This is a genomic window from Methylocystis sp. H4A, from assembly GCF_015709545.1.
GTDB classification, from domain to species: Bacteria; Pseudomonadota; Alphaproteobacteria; order Rhizobiales; family Beijerinckiaceae; genus Methylocystis; species Methylocystis silviterrae.
This window is the reverse complement of record NZ_JADNQY010000021.1, coordinates 136,500-153,628: the sequence shown is the minus strand read 5'-3', so window position 1 is coordinate 153,628 and position 17,129 is coordinate 136,500. Positions and strand designations below refer to the sequence as shown.

The 17,129-nt window shown below is 63.6% G+C and carries 18 protein-coding genes; 12 read left to right on the top strand and 6 right to left on the bottom strand.

Annotated features, from left to right (window positions below; genetic code table 11):
* Positions 1–315 precede the first annotated feature (315 nt).
* The 3 genes from IYW40_RS07660 (at position 316) to IYW40_RS07650 (ending at position 3,090) form a co-directional block, all read left to right on the top strand.
* Complete coding sequence (locus IYW40_RS07660; protein WP_210266985.1) at positions 316–534, top strand: hypothetical protein; 219 nt, start codon at positions 316–318, stop codon at positions 532–534.
* Positions 531–911, top strand: coding sequence for a type II toxin-antitoxin system death-on-curing family toxin (locus IYW40_RS07655; RefSeq protein ID WP_196400103.1), 381 nt, complete (start codon positions 531–533; stop codon positions 909–911). The genes IYW40_RS07660 and IYW40_RS07655 overlap by 4 nt, the downstream gene beginning before the upstream one ends.
* A gap of 145 nt (positions 912–1,056) precedes the next feature.
* On the top strand, positions 1,057–3,090 hold the full coding sequence (locus IYW40_RS07650) for an NAD(+) synthase (RefSeq protein ID WP_196400102.1): 2,034 nt from the start codon (positions 1,057–1,059) through the stop codon (positions 3,088–3,090).
* Between the two features lie 64 nt (positions 3,091–3,154).
* Here IYW40_RS07650 and IYW40_RS07645 read toward each other — a convergent pair whose 3' ends face one another.
* Positions 3,155–3,328 (bottom strand): DUF1328 domain-containing protein, encoded by a 174-nt coding sequence (locus tag IYW40_RS07645; RefSeq protein ID WP_123175971.1) that lies wholly within the window; start codon positions 3,326–3,328, stop codon positions 3,155–3,157.
* Positions 3,329–3,491: 163 nt separating this feature from the next.
* On the opposite strand from IYW40_RS07645, the gene IYW40_RS07640 reads away from it, so the two are divergent.
* Positions 3,492–3,683 carry a hypothetical protein gene (locus tag IYW40_RS07640; RefSeq protein WP_196400101.1) on the top strand — a complete coding sequence of 64 codons (192 nt, stop codon included), beginning with the start codon at positions 3,492–3,494 and terminating at the stop codon, positions 3,681–3,683.
* Positions 3,684–3,804: 121 nt separating this feature from the next.
* On the opposite strand, the gene IYW40_RS07635 is transcribed toward IYW40_RS07640, so the two are convergent.
* Positions 3,805–4,671, bottom strand: coding sequence for a D-amino-acid transaminase (locus IYW40_RS07635; RefSeq protein ID WP_196400100.1), 867 nt, complete (start codon positions 4,669–4,671; stop codon positions 3,805–3,807).
* Positions 4,672–4,885: 214 nt separating this feature from the next.
* On the opposite strand from IYW40_RS07635, the gene IYW40_RS07630 reads away from it, so the two are divergent.
* Positions 4,886–6,286 (top strand): hypothetical protein, encoded by a 1,401-nt coding sequence (locus IYW40_RS07630; protein WP_196400099.1) that lies wholly within the window; start codon positions 4,886–4,888, stop codon positions 6,284–6,286.
* The gene (locus IYW40_RS07625) at positions 6,283–7,350 is read left to right on the top strand and encodes a M14 family metallopeptidase (protein ID WP_196400098.1); all 1,068 of its coding nucleotides are present in this window, start codon (positions 6,283–6,285) and stop codon (positions 7,348–7,350) included. The genes IYW40_RS07630 and IYW40_RS07625 overlap by 4 nt, the downstream gene beginning before the upstream one ends.
* Here the strand turns inward: IYW40_RS07625 and IYW40_RS07620 are convergent.
* The 3 genes from IYW40_RS07620 to IYW40_RS07610 are packed head-to-tail and all read right to left on the bottom strand — an operon-like array spanning position 7,347 to position 8,548.
* Positions 7,347–7,724, bottom strand: a complete 378-nt coding sequence (locus IYW40_RS07620; RefSeq protein WP_196400097.1) for a copper-binding protein — start codon at positions 7,722–7,724, stop codon at positions 7,347–7,349. The genes IYW40_RS07625 and IYW40_RS07620 overlap by 4 nt on opposite strands.
* Before the next feature lie 30 nt (positions 7,725–7,754).
* Entirely contained in the window at positions 7,755–8,186 is a 432-nt protein-coding gene (locus IYW40_RS07615; protein ID WP_196400096.1) for a four-helix bundle copper-binding protein, read from the bottom strand.
* 29 nt (positions 8,187–8,215) lie between these two features.
* Positions 8,216–8,548 carry a DUF938 domain-containing protein gene (locus IYW40_RS07610; RefSeq protein WP_348644255.1) on the bottom strand — a complete coding sequence of 111 codons (333 nt, stop codon included), beginning with the start codon at positions 8,546–8,548 and terminating at the stop codon, positions 8,216–8,218.
* A gap of 526 nt (positions 8,549–9,074) precedes the next feature.
* On the opposite strand from IYW40_RS07610, the gene IYW40_RS07605 reads away from it, so the two are divergent.
* Positions 9,075–9,344, top strand: coding sequence for a hypothetical protein (locus IYW40_RS07605; protein WP_348644253.1), 270 nt, complete (start codon positions 9,075–9,077; stop codon positions 9,342–9,344).
* A gap of 55 nt (positions 9,345–9,399) precedes the next feature.
* Here IYW40_RS07605 and IYW40_RS07600 read toward each other — a convergent pair whose 3' ends face one another.
* Entirely contained in the window at positions 9,400–10,365 is a 966-nt protein-coding gene (locus tag IYW40_RS07600) for an endonuclease/exonuclease/phosphatase family protein (RefSeq protein WP_196400095.1), read from the bottom strand.
* 104 nt (positions 10,366–10,469) lie between these two features.
* Here IYW40_RS07600 and IYW40_RS07595 point away from each other — a divergent pair, with 104 nt between their 5' ends.
* The 5 genes from IYW40_RS07595 (at position 10,470) to IYW40_RS07575 (ending at position 17,091) form a co-directional block, all read left to right on the top strand.
* On the top strand, positions 10,470–11,159 hold the full coding sequence (locus IYW40_RS07595; RefSeq protein WP_014889934.1) for a Crp/Fnr family transcriptional regulator: 690 nt from the start codon (positions 10,470–10,472) through the stop codon (positions 11,157–11,159).
* 106 nt (positions 11,160–11,265) lie between these two features.
* Positions 11,266–11,667 (top strand): polysaccharide deacetylase, encoded by a 402-nt coding sequence (locus tag IYW40_RS07590; RefSeq protein ID WP_196400094.1) that lies wholly within the window; start codon positions 11,266–11,268, stop codon positions 11,665–11,667.
* Between the two features lie 296 nt (positions 11,668–11,963).
* Entirely contained in the window at positions 11,964–13,295 is a 1,332-nt protein-coding gene (locus IYW40_RS07585) for a tetratricopeptide repeat protein (protein WP_246720706.1), read from the top strand.
* 12 nt (positions 13,296–13,307) lie between these two features.
* Positions 13,308–14,810, top strand: a complete 1,503-nt coding sequence (locus tag IYW40_RS22060) for a FecR family protein (protein WP_196400092.1) — start codon at positions 13,308–13,310, stop codon at positions 14,808–14,810.
* 64 nt (positions 14,811–14,874) lie between these two features.
* The gene (locus IYW40_RS07575; protein WP_196400091.1) at positions 14,875–17,091 is read left to right on the top strand and encodes an adenylate/guanylate cyclase domain-containing protein; all 2,217 of its coding nucleotides are present in this window, start codon (positions 14,875–14,877) and stop codon (positions 17,089–17,091) included.
* The last annotated feature ends 38 nt before the right edge of the window (positions 17,092–17,129 follow it).

Below are 17,129 nucleotides of genomic sequence, written 5' to 3'. Positions count from 1 at the left end.
CTGTCTCGCCGTTCCGAATGGAATGTTTCGGCCGCTTGCAGAGCGGAGCTTCCGCATTCCGTCCCTGGGGAATTTAGACCGATCCTGCCAGATCTTGACATTTCTTGATGAAACAAGATACATATTTCATACGAAATTCGGCCGATCGGTTCGTTTGGGCCGTGTCATTCCCGGCAGGCCGAAGGCCTGACCGGGAATCCAGGGCAAATCCAAGAGCGCTGTTTTTTGCTCTGGATTCCCGATTGCGCGCGTCGGGAATGACATCCGAGAGATCAAACGGAATCCGTATCAGTCTGCTGGAAGACGATGGCCGCCATGCGCGAAAAATTCGCCACTCAGGTCGATAAGGATCTGCTCGCCGAGATCCGAAGGATCGCGAAGGATGAGGGGCGGCAGCTTCAGTCCGTCATCGAGGACGCGCTGCGGGCGCATGTCGAGGAACGCAGCAAGGCAAAGCCGCGGCGTCACGTCATGGACGCCTATCGTTCGAGCGTGCCGCGCTACGGCGGGCTTTACGAAAAACTCGCCAAGTGAGCGGCAGGCGAACCGACTATCTGACAGTCGCCGAGATACTCGCCATTCACAATGATCTGATCGAACGATACGGCGGCGCGGCGGGCGTGCGCGATCTTGGTCAGCTCGAAGCGGCGTTGTTTCGCCCGCAAACGGGCTATTACGCCGACGAGATCGGGCAAGCGGCTGCGTTGTGGGAAAGTCTTTCACAGAACCACGCCTTCGTCGACGGCAACAAGCGTGTCGCCTTCGCGGCGATGTTCGCCTTTCTCACCATCAACGGCATTTCACTTACGGCGAATGCGGACGAAGCCTGGACCTTCGCTTCTGCGCTCTACGGCAAAGACGCATTTCGCTTCGAGACGCTGGAGGCGTGGTTGCGCCAGAACTGCCGATGAAAGCATTCAGCTTACGCCTTAACTACCTGCGCCTCTCGACGACTGGCGCGGGCCAGTCCGCGCCATGTGACTTTCCCGCGGGCGTCTTGCATTATCACGATGGACAAGCGCTCCAGTCGAACCTTCGGCCGCCCGGGCGGACTTCATGACCCATCCTTTCTATTGTCTGCACACGCATGGCTTCATCCGAGTCGCCGTCGCGACGCCGAACGTGCGAGTCGCCGATCCGGCTTTCAATGTCGCGCGGACGATCGAACTGGCGCGTGAGGCCGATCACCACGGCGCTTCGCTGGCGCTGTTTCCGGAGTTGGGGATCTCCTCTTACGCGATCGACGACCTCTTGCAGCAGGAGGCGTTGCTCGACGCCGTCGACGCGGCGCTCGTCGAACTCGTCGAGGCTTCTTGCGGCATTCATCCGCTGATCGTCGTCGGCGCGCCGCTACGCCATCGTGGCCGTCTCTATAATTGCGCCGTGGCGATCCTGCGCGGCCGCATGCTCGCCGTGACGCCCAAGGTCTATCTGCCGAATTATCGCGAGTTTTACGAACAGCGCCATTTCGCCTCGGGCGCTTTCATCTCCGGCGAGGACATCAAGGTCGCCGGACAAACCGCGCCGTTCGGCTCCGATACGCTTCTCGAAGCGACGGATTTTCCCGGACTCGTGATCCACACGGAGATCTGCGAGGACGTATGGGTTCCCATTCCCCCTTCGGCGCGCGCCGCGCTGGCGGGCGCGACCGTGCTGCTCAATCTCTCGGCGTCGAATGCGATCGTCGGCAAATCCGACTATCGCGAGACGCTCTGCGCTGCGCATTCGGCGCGCTGCCTAGCGGCCTATCTCTATTCGGCGGCGGGGCAGGGCGAGTCGACGACGGACCTCGCTTGGGACGGAGAAGCGCTGATCTGCGAGAAGGGCGAGGTTCTCGCCAAGGCGCCGCGCTTTTCCGACGAGCCGCAGCTGACGCTCGCCGATGTCGATATCGGTCGTCTTCTTGCCGAGCGGATGCGGCAGGGGACATTCGGCGCCTGCGCCGACGTGGAGCAGGGCGCGACGAATTACCGTCGCATTGCTTTCGAACTCGCCGCGCCGTGCGACCGCGATCTCGGGTTTCTGCGCGAGGTCGGACGCTTTCCCTTCGTCCCGGCGGATGAAACGCGGCTCGCCGAGCTGTGTTTCGAGGCGTTCAACATACAATCGCACGGCCTCGAACAACGGCTGCGCGCCACGAAAATCAAAAAGGCGGTGATCGGCGTCTCTGGCGGACTCGACTCCACTCAGGCGCTGCTCGTCGCGGTGACGGCGATGGATGCGCTCGGTCTGCCGCGCGAAAATGTGCTCGGCTTCACGCTGCCGGCCTTCGCCACCAGCGAAAGCACCAAGGCCAACGCCTGGCGGCTGATGCGCGCTCTTGGCGTCACCGCGCAGGAAATCGATGTCACCGCCGCGTGCAAGCAAATGCTCGCCGACATCGATCATCCGGCCGCGCGCGGGGAAGCGGTTTACGACACGACTTACGAGAATGTGCAGGCGGGCGCGCGCACGTCGCTGCTGTTTCGCCTTGCCAACCGCCATGGCGCGCTCGTCATTGGCACCGGCGACCTTTCCGAACTCGCCCTCGGTTGGTCCACCTATGGCGTCGGCGATCAGATGTCGCATTACAACGTCAACGCCTCTGTCCCCAAGACGCTCATTCAGCACCTGATCCGCTGGTGCGCTCGAGAAGCGCGCTTCGGCGCGGAAACGGTGGCGGTGCTCGAGGACGTTCTCGCGACGGAAATCTCCCCCGAGCTTGTGCCCGGCGAAGAGAGACAGCGCACCGAGGAAACGGTCGGGCCCTATGCGCTGCAGGATTTCAATCTTTACTATGCGACGCGCTACGGATTTACGCCGGCGAAGATCGCCTTTCTCGCTTGGCGCGCCTGGCGGCATGCGGCCGCGGGCTCATGGCCTGTAGGCGTCGGCGAAGAGGACAAGGTCGCCTATGACCTCTCGACGATCAAACATTGGCTCGGCGTTTTCGTGAAGCGATTCTTTGAGGGCAGCCAGTTCAAGCGATCGGCGCTGCCCAATGGCCCGAAAGTCAGTTCGGGAGGATCACTGTCGCCGCGCGGCGATTGGCGCGCGCCATCGGATTCGGTTGCGAACGCTTGGCTGAGTTCGCTCGACGACATTCCCTGACAACGACAAGCCGGCCGCTCGCGAAAAGCGGTCGGCTCATAGCGTATGGATGAGCGACGACCGCTCAGGCGCGCCGGATCAGGCCGAGAACGACCGACACGACCAGCAGAATCAGCGCCAGCCAGAACAATATCCGCGCGCCATCCACCGCGACGCCGGCGACGCCGCCAAATCCCAGAAAGCCGGCGATGAGAGCGACGACCAGAAACACGACGGCCCAATACAGAAGGTTGCCCATTTTGACCTCCGCGTGTGAACTCACGTCCTAGAACGCGTCTGCTGCACACATGTTCCGGCGCGAACTGAGCTCGCCATTCAGGGGAATCGGGTGAAGGATTGTTTTCCTCACCCTCATCCTGAGGAGCCGCCCGCAAGTCGGGTTTACCCGACTTGCGAATTTCATGTCGATCTCGGGCAGGCCCGAGATCGAAGGCGGCGTCTCGAAGGACGAGGGAGAGGAAAATACGCGCAAACGGGCTTCCTCGTCCTTCGAGACGCGTGCTGCGCACGCTCCTCAGGATGAGGAAGCCCTTCACCCGATCGCTCTGGCCCGCTATTGCTCAGGTCTCGACGCAGGCGAAATCCGCAATTAAAGTAGTTCGAAGCGTTAACGTCCATTTGGGCTGAAATGCTATGTGCTATTCGCAGTTTTGTCATTGCCTTCGCGATCGAAGAAGAGCGCAGCTCTGACTACGATGAGCTGGAAATGCAGCGCTAGTCGGTCCGGGACGTGTTCGTCGCCCATTCGATGTAGCGCTTGCGCAGCAGGCGGCTCGTGTCGCCCGGCGCGCCAGATCCGATGGGGCGGCCATCGAGCGAGACGACCGGCAGCACAAGATTGGAGGCGCTCGTGAGGAAGGCTTCCTTCGCCTCATAGGCCTCGGTGACCGAGAAACTCCGCTCCTCGACGGTCAATCCTTCCCGCGCCGCGATCACCTGCACGGCTTTCCGTGTGCAGCCGGGAAGAACTGCACAGGAGTTTAGACGTGTCACGAGCACGTTCGCGCCGGTAAGGATGAAGGCGGTCGAGGAGGAGCCTTCGGTCACGTATCCGTCCTGATCGACCATCCAAGCCTCCTGGCAGCCGCCCTCGAGCGCCGCTTGCTTCGCCAGAACCTGCGCGAGCAGCGCCGTGCTCTTGATGTCGCGTCGCGCCCAGCGCAAATCCGGAACAGTGAGCGCCTTCACGCCGGTTTCGGCGGCGGGCGAGGCGATGATGTTTTTCTTCTGAGCGAAGGCGACGAACGTCGGCGCCGCTTCCGCGGGAAACCCGAACTCGCGTTCGGCGGCGGCGCCTCTGGTGATCTGCAGATAGACGAGGCCTTCGCTCAAACCGTTTCTTGCGACGAGTTCGGCTTCAACTTCCGCGATGCGCGACACTGGAATGGGACTTCCGATACGCAGTTCGCGAAGAGAGCGCTCGAGGCGTGAAAGATGCGATTCATTATCGATCAGCCTTCCGCCGATGACGGCCGCGACCTCATAGACGCCGTCGGCGAACAGGAAGCCGCGGTCGAGAATCGACACGCGCGCCTCGTTGATGGGGATGTAAGCTCCATTCACGTAAGCGATATCAGACACGGTCGGCTCCGGGTGAGGGGAGCGCAATCTACAGCAGCGCTTGCGGCTTGTCCTGCCGACGCTTCGGGCTCTATCGATAGGACGGAGGACGCCTAAATAGAATGATCTGCGGCGGATCCTCCATGAGGGCTCCTCGCGACCTCGGTCGCGGACGCCGTTGCGCTGGCGCGCGTGAGAAGCGGAAAACTGCGCTTACACTCGGAAGGGGGATCCTTTGGGCGAGGAAATCAAGACCACGGGCTTCACGCCCGCCGACAAGGCGCGCTTTGCCGGCCGGCTCGCGCAGGAGACGCATCTCGCCCGCGCCCTGTTTGAACAGGACAAATTTTCGCGTGACGGCCACATGGTCGGCTTCGAAATCGAAACCTGGATCGTCGATCACAATTATGCGCCGTCCTCGATCAACCAATATCTCCTGGAAACCCTCAATCATCCGCTCGTCGTGCCGGAGCTGTCGCGCTTTAACGTCGAATTGAATTGCGCGCCCTTCCGCCTCAAAGGCGACGCGCTGACGCAGGCGCACAATTCGCTGACGGATCTATGGGCGAAATGCAACGACGTGGCCCATCAACTCGACGCCAATCTTGTGATGATAGGCACGCTGCCAACGATCCGCGACGCCGATCTGACGCTCGCCAATATGTCGCCGCTCAACCGCTACTATGCGCTCAACAAGGAAGTGCTTCGTCTGCGCGGCGGACATCCCTTGCACGTCAACATCGCCGGCCGCGACCGGCTTGCGTCCGAGCACAAGGATGTGATGCTCGAAGCTGCGACGACCTCGTTTCAGATTCATCTCAAGGCCCCGGCCGATCTGGCGCATCTCTATTACAACGCCTCGGTGGCGGCGTCGGGGCCGATCCTGGCGACCTGCGGCAATGCGCCTTTCCTCTTCGGCAAGGCGTTGTGGGAGGAAACGCGCATTCCGCTGTTCGAACAGGCGGTGAAGGTGCCGGGTCCGGCCAGGGTCAGCATGGGTTCAGGCTATGCGACGGATTCTCTCATCGAAATCTTCGAGGAGAATTTGCGCGACTATGACTCGCTGCTTCCGATGGCCTATGACGATCCGCCGGAGGCGATGCGTCACCTGCGGTTGCATAATGGCGTCATCTGGCGCTGGAACCGTCCGCTGATCGGCTTCGATGAGAGCGGTGCGCCGCATCTGCGCGTCGAACACCGCATTTTGCCCGCCGGACCAACCTTCATCGACATGATGGCGAACGCCGCGCTCTACCTTGGCTTAGCGCGCGCCATCGCGATGAGCGGGGACGGCGGCGCAGGCGGCCTCGCCTTCGCAGACGCCAAACGAAATTTTTACGCCGCGGCGCGTTTTGGCCTCGACGCGAAGCTCGAATGGCCGGGAGAAGGGCAGATCGCCGCCGATCGTCTGCTGCTGGAACGGCTCATTCCCGACGCCAGGGCGGGGCTGCGCGACCTGGGCGTCGCCGAAGCCGATTTCCTCGATATTATCGAAGCTCGGGTGCAGACGCGGCAGACCGGGGCGGCTTGGCAGCGAAAAGCCCTTGAGGCGCGCGGCGGGGACCTTTATGGCCTGATGGCGGCCTATTGCGAGCGCCAGCGGAGCGGCGCGCCCGTCCATCAGTGGGAAACGTGAGGAGAACAGTGACCGACGCGCCCTGCGCCCTGCTCGACCGGCTGCCCGACGGATTTCTCGACTGTCCCGCCAATCGCCTGAAGGACATCCTTCCCCGACCGACCCTGTTCGACCTTCCGGGCCGCGACCCGCAACCGCTGTTCGTGTCTACGCTGCTGCACGGAAATGAGACGAGCGGGCTCGCCGCCGTGCAGGAGACTTTGCGCCGTCACGCCGCGCGCGGGCTCAATCGGTCGCTCATTCTGTTCATCGGCAATGTCGACGCCGCAGCGGCGAATGTGCGCACGCTCCCGAGCCAGCGCGACTTCAACCGGGTGTGGCGCGGAACGGCCTTTCCCGATGATCCGCTCGCGCATATGGCGCGCTGGATTTACGAATATGTCGAGAAGCGCCGAGCTTTCGCCGCCGTCGACATCCACAACAACACCGGTTTCAATCCTCACTACAGCTGCATCACCAAGCTTGAGCCGAAATATGTCGCGCTTGCGCAGCTTTTCTCCCGCATTGTCGTGCATTTTCAGCGCCCGCGCGGCACCAGCGCAGCGGCCTTCGCCGAACTATGTCCGGCGATCACGGTCGAATGCGGCAAGTCGGGCGCCGATGTGGGCGTGGCGCATGCCGTCGAATTGCTCGACGCCTGCCTCTCGATCGCAGAGCTTCCCGACCACGCGCCTGCCCCGCAGGACATCGAGTTGCTGCGCACATGCGCCATCGTGAAGCCGCCCGCCGGCGCAAGCTTTTCCTTCGACGGAACGCCGGCGGATTTTGTCTTCCGCCCCGATATCGACCATCTGAATTTCAGCGAATTGGGCGCTGGCGCCTCTTTCGGCGCGTTGGGTCATGATGACGCGCGCCTCGAAGTCCTTTCCGGCGAGGGGTTCGACACGCCGCCGATCAACTATTTCGATTATGCGGGTGGCCAAATCAGGCTCGCGCGCCCCGCCATTCCGGCCATGCTGACAGTTGACCCCCGCGCCGTGCAGCAGGATTGTCTATGCTATCTGATGCACCGCATCGGTATGGACGGCCTGGGATACAGCCGCACTGACGCGAACGCGCATTAGGGTTTCTCCGGCCGCACGTCCTCGATGACATAGAGGCCTTTCGCGTCGCGACTGATCGTGAATTTGATCTTCATGCCCTTTGACAGGCTGGCGAGGTCGACGTTCGGCGCCACGCGAAACGCCATTGTCATAGGCGACATTTCCAAGGGACCCGAGACCGGACCATGCGTGATCATGATCCGTCGCTCATCCGCGTCGACCGCCCGGACGACGCCCTCGCCTTGCCCCGTCGTCTTCTCCGCCTTCTCCGCCTTTTCCGTCGCCTCGGCGACAGTGTAGCGCGGCGCGCCTTGGACCGCCGCGCTGGCCGTCGCGCCGCCAATCCCGATAGAGATGGCGGCGCACACCGCGACGCGCGCAAATCGCATCTTCATCGAAGCTCCCGATCTGGCTGCTGAGGTCGGCTAGACTTTACGGCATTCGTCGGCGCATTTCTGGCACGCTTTGCCGCAGGCCACGCATTCGGCGATCTTCGGAAACTTGTCGCATTGCTTCTTGCAGTCCTCGCAAATCAAAGCGACTGTTTTCGCCAGCGCGACGGTATGCGACGAGTTGAGCGCCGCCAGCGATGCGAGCGCATTGCACGCAGCGACAAGCTGCAGCGAGGCGTCCGCACATTCGGCCATGCTCGTGTCTTTCATCGCAAACATGCCAAGACAGTGCCGAAGGCAGTCATTGCCCGTGGAGACACATTCGATGCTCGCATTTTGCAGGTTTTTGTAGAGCGGCGGATGCATATCCTCCATTTTAGCGCCGTTGGTTGTCTCAGCGAACGCTTGGGTGGCGGTGGCGACAGCGGCGGCGGTCCCGACGGCAATAAATTCGCGACGTTGCATGGTCACTCTCCAAGTGGCTTGATTGGGCTTCACTGACACTGACGCGTAATGCCGATGGAGCTGTTGGGTTCCATCGGGATGGTTGTGCGCTCACGCTGCTTCCGAGCTGCGGCGAAGAATGACCGGCGTTTGCACGATCTGAGGACTTCCTTATCCCGTGCGCGACCCCTGTGGCCGCTTCCAGAACCACGCACGCCCCACGCGGTGTTGCGAGCGTGAAGGCTCGCGTCGAACGCCGCATTGCTCGGCGCGGTTTGCGCGCCGCCGCGCCTGTATGGACCGTATAAATAGAGCGGCGCTCCCGCGGACAAGGTCCTGACTCCGCTCTCGAACAAAGCCTCTGTCGCGCTCCAGGGGGAAATGTGCGTTATGTTTATGCAGATGATGGCGTCCGCCGCACGGATCAGCCAGGGAATTTGCTCTACCTTCAGCGCAGCGGCGCATCCACATTGGCAAGTTCCATGGAGCTAGTCCAGGCGGAAATGCTCGCGCGCGCTTCAGCGCTCGGTTCCGACGGACAGAATGTCAGCCCGGGCGGATGCTGCGCGAAGCGCCGCTTGTCATTCATATTTTTCTCTCAGTTGAAGGAGCAACGCGAAAGAAGCTCTACGGTGTTCAAATTGCACACTCATGACGTGGGCTTAAGCTACTTCGAACCCAGCCATTTACATTCAGTCGTCCCACTCAAAGCGAAGCCCTTGGCTGTTCGTAGGCATGAAATTTGATGCGCCTCATATGCGAAAGGCGGGCGCCTGACAGTTCCTGTCAAGAAGGGCGCCTGCGCGAGGCGTGCGAAAGCTCTTCGCCTGCTGTGTCGAACTGCCGTGGGTCTTGAAAATGTCTCAGCGCTTCGAGCTTGTCGCCTCAACGCATCGATCGTTTGTCGCATTGGCTACGCTCCGTCTTCCCGGTCACCCCCTGCGGCGCTTTACCAAAGAAGAGGCGGCGATCCTTTCGCGGGCCCTCGACTCCGTCGCGAAGGGCGACCGCGGCGAACAGCAGATCTATATGAGCCCCATCGCCAGCGATCATGACTTCGACGCGAGGGTCGAACAGAGCGGCGTTGTCCTCTCCTCCGAAGGTCACGGCGACGTCAAACTGGACTGGAGCGAAGCGCGCGCCCTGGCCGAAGAGTTGAGATCGTTTGCGTTCGGGTAGCAGGGAACGGTTTACGTTTGAGCGGCGCGTTGGGGTTCACAAGCGGCGCCGCGGTTCATTTTGCGACGAGCTCAAAACGCGCGACCACGGGCGCGTGAAGCGAACCCTCGACAGGCTCTTTCGCGTAGACTTCGTCCTGCAGCCCTTCGTTCAAGATCGTGGTCTCGCGCCAATTCGCGGCCAATGCGCGTGAGGCAAGGAGGTGGTCGATCAGCGTTGGACGTCCCGCATGCACCACGGTGAAGCGCCGCGACGGCTCGACGCGCTCTTCCAAGGCGACGAGGGCCCGGTCCCCTTCCGCCGCTTCGTCTCCGCCGCCGCGCAAGAGTCTCGTCGGCGCGTCATGCTCGTCGGCGTTGAAGTCGCCGGCGATCGCGATCTGCGCCTCCGGCTCCGCGTCAAAGAGAGTCTCGGCGAACAGCCGGGCCTCCAACGCTTGCCCTTCGCGCTTGAGCGCGGCCACGAACTGGCCCTCGATTTGCGCGCGGCTCGATCCGAAGCCGCGCGCCGTCGCGATAGGAATGGCGCGCGGCGCGCGTAGATGCAGATTGACGACGTGGAGCGCGCCTCCGTTGGGAAGCGCGACGGCAGCGTAGAGCAGGGGCCTGTCCCAAGCAATTTCGACCGGCTCCGGCTGGGAGCCGTCGGCGTCGCGCGGCGGCGGCCAGACCCATCGCGCCACAATATCGTGGTGGATCTGCCGTTGCGCGCGCATCGGCCATCGTGAAAGGATTGCGAGATTATGCACGTCGGCGGGGGCGTCGCCGCCCGGCCTGACGGTCGTCGCCCGATGAAAGTTCGCGTATCTGGTCGTCGCCAGCAACCGGTCGAGCGCGATATATTGCCGGGCGCCGTGCTTATGAAGCCTCTGCGCATGGATTTCCTGCAGGCACAATATATCGGCGTCAAGCGCCTCCAGCAGTGGGCGTAGCGCGTCGCTTCGGCGCGCAAACGCCTCCGGTTTGGTCCCCGACCAATCGAGATTTTCGAGATTGAAGGTCGCGAGTCGGAACGCTTGCATCGTCAATCCTCGCCCGAAGAGTCTGCATCCGCTAGCAGATTGCGCCTCGACGAGGTCGACATTTAGCGGCAATATCGGCGCTATTTCCAATCCAGGAGCGCGATGTGTCCCTATTTGACGGGATTCCTTTCTTTGTTGGCCTAGACCCCACGCGCGGCGAACAGCTAGCGCGCCAATGCGTGCGCAGGCGCTACGCCGAGCATGAGCTGGTCCTCGATTTCGACGATCCGTCGACCGATGTGTATTTCATCGTCAGCGGCGACGTTCGAGTGCTGATACGAACCGCCGCCGGCAAGGAGATGATCTTCGGGGACTTCGGACCGGGCAAATTCTTCGGCGAGATGGCGGCGGTCGACGGGGCCAAGCGTTCCGCCAATGTGACGGCGCTCACCAACGCGGAACTTTTGCTGGTGCCGCCAGCGGTCTTCAAGGAGATCCTGTTCGGCGAGCCGGAGATTTGCGAGCGGCTGTTGCGTCTGCTGACGGCGCGGGTGCGGGAGCTGAATACGCGCCTGTTCGAGCGCTCGGTGCTCGACCTCAAGCATCGGCTCTATTCCGAATTGTTGCGCATGTCGGCGCCGCGCAAGGGATCGACGGGGCAATCGATCGTATCGCCGCCGCCGTTTCAGCACGATCTCGCCGCCCGTATCGGTTGCCGGCGCGAACAGGTCAGCCGTGAACTCTCGGCCATGATCGACGAAGGCCTCGCCGAAAAAATTCGCGGCGGTCTCGTGTTGTTGCGCCCGTCGGTCCTGGAGAAGCGGGTGCAAGAGGCGCTCAACGAAGCCGAATGACCCCTGTGCGCTCACGCACAAACAGATGAGGGACGAGGCGCTACCGTCGCTATGCTGCCGACAAGAGACAAAGGACCCGGCAGAGCAAGCGACTGGGAGAACCCAAATGATTCCCGAATTGACGCCGATCGAGCGTTGCGCCGAAGTGGCGGGTCTGCGCGGTCATGAACTCATCCTGGGCGTGAGCCCCAGCGACAAGCACCATCGCATGCTGGCGCGATACCGCCGGGCCGTGTCGCTCGACGCCGCGCGCGGGCGAGTCGTCGCCGACATCCGCAACGCGGTGGAGATCGGAGCGTCGCGCCGCGCCGCCGACTTGCTGATCGTGCTGCGCTGGCTCCTCGCGCCGGGCGCGTCCTGCGACGATTCACGCGCCATCGCGCGTCCGCGCCGCCGCGCGTTCTCGACGCGCTGGCGCAGGGGCGTCATTCCGTCGCCGGTCGCCGAGCGGTCGTCGACTGAAAGCGGCGAAGTCGTCTCTCTCTTCGATGACGGACTCCGGCGCTAGCCGCGCGTCGCGCCTGTGGTTTCAACGCAACACCCGAGAATTTGTTGTGTCCGACGTTTGCGCGCCAAGGATGGGCGGAAATGCCCATAAACCGTTGCTGCAAAGCGTTAATTCGTAACAGACGCATTGCGCCGTCGCGTCGTTCTCATCGGCGCATCGTCCGGCGCTAGCTTGCTACTCCAGGCGACATGAGTCAGCTTCCGGTCCAGCTGACGGTCAGGGCCTGGGCTGCCGTTTTTTCGATCTTTTACTGGGGCTTGTCATTTATGTTCGCATATAGAGCGGCGCCGAGGCTTTTGGGCGCACTGTTTGCCGCATTCGCACTTTTCAGTCCGGCTCTGGCGCAGGAGGATCCGCGCGCCGAACAGGAGCGCCTGTCAGCCTATATTCAGCATAATCCAACCGACTATGACGCGACCTATCGTTACGTCCTGCTGTCGACGGAGCTGCGCGACTATGAAGCGGGAATCGGCGCGCTTGAACGCCTGCTGATGTTCAACCCGAACTTGTCCCGCGCCCGAAAGGAGCTTGGTTTCCTTTATGCGCGGCTCGGCGCCTATGAACTCTCGGCGCAGCATTTGCGCAATGCGCTCGCCGAAGGCGGCCTCGATCCGGTTCAGGTGGCTCAGGTCGAAGCGCAGCTGCCCGATATCGAGAAGCGCACGCAAGCCAACCGGCTTTATCTGCGGATGCACGTCGGCCTGCGGGCGCAATCGAACGCCAATTTCTTCCCGACCAATAATCTCTTCCAGGTCGGCGGCGTCGGCGTCGCGTCGGCCGCCTCGCGCAAGGGCGACATCAACAGCTTCCAGTTGGTGCAGGCCGCGCATGACCTGGATTTTCAGAATGCGCGCGGCGACCAGCTCGAGACGCGCGTGACGGGCTACGCCACCGAGCAGTTTCGCCTGCCGCAGTACAGCGTCGCGCTGTTCGCCGGCTCCATCGGGCCGCGCATCCATATCGCGCCCGATCTTTATCCGGGCCTCTCCATCAAGCCATACCTGACGGGCGCGGTGGCGCTGCTCGGCGGCAGCAATTATCTGAACGCCGGCGGCGCCGGCATGAGTTTCGGCGCGGAGCTCAGTCGCGACCTGTGGTTCGAGCCGGGCGCCGAATGGCGGGCGATCTGGGTTGATCCCTCGCCGGGCTACCTCGGCTATCTGGGCGGCGTGTCGCCATACTCAACGGTGTCGACTTTGGCGACCGGGGACGTGGTCACCGGTTACCTGAGCAGCTCATACAGACTGACCAACGACTTGAGGCTTGAAGGTCGCGTCGCCTATACGCGGGCGTGGGCGGGCAATCCGCAGCAATCTTCCGATCAGGTTGACGTTCAGGCGATGCTGCGGCTCGAGGTCGACCCGCCATTTCCAATTATTCCGCGCCGATGGACCCTCGCGCCGTATGGCCGCTTTACCCACCTTGCGTTCGACGCCGCCAATCCGGTGATCAATCCCTTCGTCGCGCGTCGAGACACCGTCTGGATCGGCGGCCTGATGGTGGACTTGCCGATCACCCCGTATCTCGGTTTCGCGGGCAACGTCGAATATGCGCGTAACGATTCAAATCTGCCGAATTTCAAGACTGACAACGTATCCGTCAGTTTCGGGCCAACGGCAAAGTTCTGACGGAGACGATAAATGAAGAAGTTCTCCGCGGCCGCCACAACAGCTCTCGCGCTCGTCGCAGGCCCCGTGCTCGCAGATAACGTCGGGAATGTCGGCGCGGTCAATCAGACGGCGCACGGCACGCCGCCAGGCGCAGCGAAGCGCTCGCTGTCGGTCGGTCTTGGCGTGCAGCGGCGCGAACGCATCGAAACGAGTCCGTACGGCAGCGCCCAGATCGTCTTTAACGACACATCGACGATGACCGTCGGACGCAACAGCGCCGTCACCGTTGACGACTTCGTCTATTCGCGGGGCGGAGGCGGTCAGCAGGGCGTGTCGATGGCGAAGGGCGTCATGCGCTTTGTCGGAGGCGGCGTCAGCCACGAAGGCGGGACACGGCTGCGGACCCCGACGGCGTCGATCGGCGTGCGCGGCGGGACGGCGCTGGTTCGTATTGGCGGCTCGTGCGGCACGCTCATCGTGCACCAATATGGCTTCATCGACGTTGGCGGCCAAGCGCTCACGCGCCCGGGCTATGGCGTTTGCGCGCCGAGCGGCGGGCCGGTGTCGGAGCCTTTCCTCGTGCCGCCTGAGACGATCGCGGAAATCATCGCCGCGTTGGAGAGCGGCAAAACGCAACGTGGCGGCGCCAAGCGCGAGCCGACAAACGAAGAGGCGAACCTTGCGCTCGGCAACGACCGTCCGCCGGACGTCGTCAGTCCGCCGGGGCTCGACGCGCTGGGTCCGGTTTGGTTCGGCAATGCGCTGGTGCAGAGCCGCGCCAATGTCGACAATCAGCCTGCTCCGCTGCCGACGCCAGCGCGCGACGGCGGAAACGACGGCCACCACGACGATCAAGATCACGGCGGCCACGGCGGACATGATCACGGTGGTCACGAGGGCGGCCACGGCGGTCATGGCGGCCACGGCGAGGGCGGTCATGGCGGCCACGGCGAGGGCGGTCATGGCGGCCACGGCGAGGGCGGTCATGGCGGCCACGGCGAGGGCGGTCATGGCGGCCACGGCGAGGGCGGTCATGGCGGCCACGGCGAGGGCGGTCATGGCGGCCACGGCGAGGGCGGTCATGGCGGCCACGGCGAGGGCGGTCATGGCGGCCACGGCGAGGGCGGTCATGGCGGCCACGGCGAGGGCGGTCATGGCGGCCACGGCGAGGGCGGTCATGGCGGCCACGGCGAGGGCGGTCATGGCGGTCATGGCGAGGGTGGACATGGCGGCCACGGCGGAGAGGGCGGCCACGGCGAAGGCGGCCACGGCGGCGGATACGGTGGCGGTCATGGTCAGGGCGGCCACGGCGAAGGAAGTCATGGCGGCGGCTATGAAGGCGGCGAGGGCGGACAGTACGGCGGAGGCGAGGGTGGTTACGGCGGCGAAGGCGGCGGTGGAGGCCTCTTCGGGAGCGGCGGCTCGGGGGGCGGCCACGGTAGCGGCGGCGGCCAAGGGAGCCACGGAAGCAGCGGTCATGGAAGCAGCGGTCACGGAGGCGGGCCTGTTGCGATTGAAGGTCCGGGCGACTAGTTCTGCGGCGTCGCCAGCCTCGCCGATCGCCACGGTGGCGGCGTGACCGTCATGCGAGGTGGAGATGTTGAAGCGGCGCCGCGCCTATCTTCTTGCGCTTATCGTTGCTGCGGCTCTCATTTTTCCCTGGGGCGTCATTCAGCCCCGGGCGCTCGACGACCTTCGCAACTTCGTCTTCGACACGTTTCAACGTCTGGCTCCTCGCGCCTATGATCCCGAGGCGCCGACGCGGGTCGTGGGCGTCGACGAGAAAAGTCTCAGCGCCTATGGGCAATGGCCTTGGCCGCGCGCCCGGCTCGCCGAACTTCTTGACCGACTGCGCGAGCTCGGCGCGGCGTCCATTGCATTCGACTTTATCTTCGCGGAGGCGGATCGCGCCGGAGCGTCCCAGCTCATCGAGGCGATTCCTGACCCGCGCGCCCGCGCCGAGGTGTCGAAGCTCGTCGCAAAAGCGCCGAGCGGCGATCAAATCTTAGCTCAGGCGCTCTCGAAGGCGCCCGCCGCGCTTGGAGTCACGCTGACTGACGCCGTTTCCGCGCCGCTGTTGGCGAAGTCGGGACTCGTCACCGCCGGCGACGATCCCGCCCCGTTTCTCGCCGCATTCGCCGGCGCGGTCGGCCCGGAACGAAAGCTTGCGGAAGCGGCGCGAGGGCTCGGCGCGACAAACTGGCTGCCCGATCACGACCAGATCGTTCGTCGGGTGCCGCTGGTGACGCGCGCCGGCGACGTTCTGATGCCCTCCCTGGCGCTCGAAGCCCTGCGCATCGCCCAGGGCGAGTCGGCCATCATCATTCGGTCTTCAAACGCCAGCGGACAAACGGCTTTCGGCAAGCAGACGGGCGTCAACGCGATCAAGGTCGGGGCCTTCGAAATTGCGACCGGCCCGAACGCAGAGGTCCGGCCACGCTATTCGCATAGCGACGCAGTGCGAGACATTTCAGCCAAGGACGTGCTCGAGGGCCGCGTTGCGCGCGAGGAAATCGAGGGGCGCATCATCTTCGTCGGCGCGTTGGCGACGGGTCTCGGCGACGTCCGCGCGACGCCTTTGGAGCCGGTCGTTCCCGGCGTCGACGTACACGCGCAAATCGTCGAATCGATCGCCTCGGGTTCTCTGCTCGCGCGACCGGACTGGGCGCCCGGACTGGAGTTCGTCGTCGCCGCCTTCGCGTTTTTGCTGATCATGAGCCTGCTCTTCGTCGCGCCGCCGCTTGTCTCGGCGGCGGCGGCGCCGCTCGCCGTCGCGGGGCTATTCGCCGGCGCCTTTTATCTGTTCGATCGCCACGGCGTACTGCTCGATCCCTCTTATCCGAGTCTCGCGATCATTGGCGGCTATCTCGTCGGCGCAGTGACGCTCTGGCGGGCCGAAACGTCCGCGCGCCGCCACGTGCGTCAGGCTTTCGGCAAATTCGTCGCGCCGGCCGTCGTGGATCGCCTCGCCGAACATCCGGAGCGGCTGGTGCTCGGCGGCGAGACGCGCGAATTGACCGTGCTGTTTTCCGATCTGCGCAATTTCTCGGGGATTTCGGAAGGTTTGAGCGCGCGCGAACTCACGCAGTTCATGAATGAATATTTGACCCCGATGACCGACGCCATCCTCGAAGAGGAGGGCACGATCGACAAATATATGGGCGACGCGGTGCTCGCCTTCTGGAACGCGCCGCTCGACATCGAGGACCATCCGCGCAAGGCCGTTCGGGCCGCCCTGACGATGCGCGAGGCTCTCGTCAGCCTCAACAAAAGGCGCGCCGAGGCCGCTGCGTCGTCGGGCAATGATGCGCAGCCCGCGGCGATGGGGCTTGGCCTCAATCTCGGGCCTTGCAGCGTCGGCAACATGGGATCCATCCGCCGCTTCGATTATTCGATTCTCGGCGACACGGTTAATCTCGCGTCGCGGCTCGAAGGGGCGAGCAAGGCCTTTCAGACGGACATTGTGGCCTCTGGCGCGGTGCGCGACGCCGCGCCCGACTTCTCCTGGCTTGATCTTGGGCGTGTCCGCGTCGTCGGAAAGAGCGAACCGACAAGGGTTTTCGCCCTCGCCGGCGACCGCAGCATGGCGGTCTCGGACTCGTATGTGCGCTGGCGCAAGTCGCACGACCTCATGCGCCAGGAATATGAGTCGGGCCGATTCGAGGCCGCCGCCGAGGGCGCCTCGGCGTTGGCGCGATCGGTTCCCGAGCCCTGGCCCGCGCTCTATGTCGTCTTGGAGCAGCGGTATCGCGGTCTCGCCAGGGAAGGGTCGCAGGATAACTGGTCTTCGGTATGGAATCTTTCGAGCAAGTGACGTCTTCGTCCGAGCGCGACTGCTGCCCAGCCGTGTAG

Coding starts and splice junctions, on each gene's coding strand:
- IYW40_RS07650 (WP_196400102.1), top strand. CDS start 1,057: ATGACCCATCCTTTCTATTGTCTGCACACGCATGGCTTCATCCGAGTC.
- IYW40_RS07600 (WP_196400095.1), bottom strand. CDS start 10,365: ATGCAAGCGTTCCGACTCGCGACCTTCAATCTCGAAAATCTCGATTGG.
- IYW40_RS07615 (WP_196400096.1), bottom strand. CDS start 8,186: ATGCAACGTCGCGAATTTATTGCCGTCGGGACCGCCGCCGCTGTCGCC.
- IYW40_RS07645 (WP_123175971.1), bottom strand. CDS start 3,328: ATGGGCAACCTTCTGTATTGGGCCGTCGTGTTTCTGGTCGTCGCTCTC.
- IYW40_RS07590 (WP_196400094.1), top strand. CDS start 11,266: ATGATTCCCGAATTGACGCCGATCGAGCGTTGCGCCGAAGTGGCGGGT.
- IYW40_RS07575 (WP_196400091.1), top strand. CDS start 14,875: ATGTTGAAGCGGCGCCGCGCCTATCTTCTTGCGCTTATCGTTGCTGCG.
- IYW40_RS07620 (WP_196400097.1), bottom strand. CDS start 7,724: ATGAAGATGCGATTTGCGCGCGTCGCGGTGTGCGCCGCCATCTCTATC.
- IYW40_RS22060 (WP_196400092.1), top strand. CDS start 13,308: ATGAAGAAGTTCTCCGCGGCCGCCACAACAGCTCTCGCGCTCGTCGCA.
- IYW40_RS07660 (WP_210266985.1), top strand. CDS start 316: ATGCGCGAAAAATTCGCCACTCAGGTCGATAAGGATCTGCTCGCCGAG.
- IYW40_RS07640 (WP_196400101.1), top strand. CDS start 3,492: ATGTCGATCTCGGGCAGGCCCGAGATCGAAGGCGGCGTCTCGAAGGAC.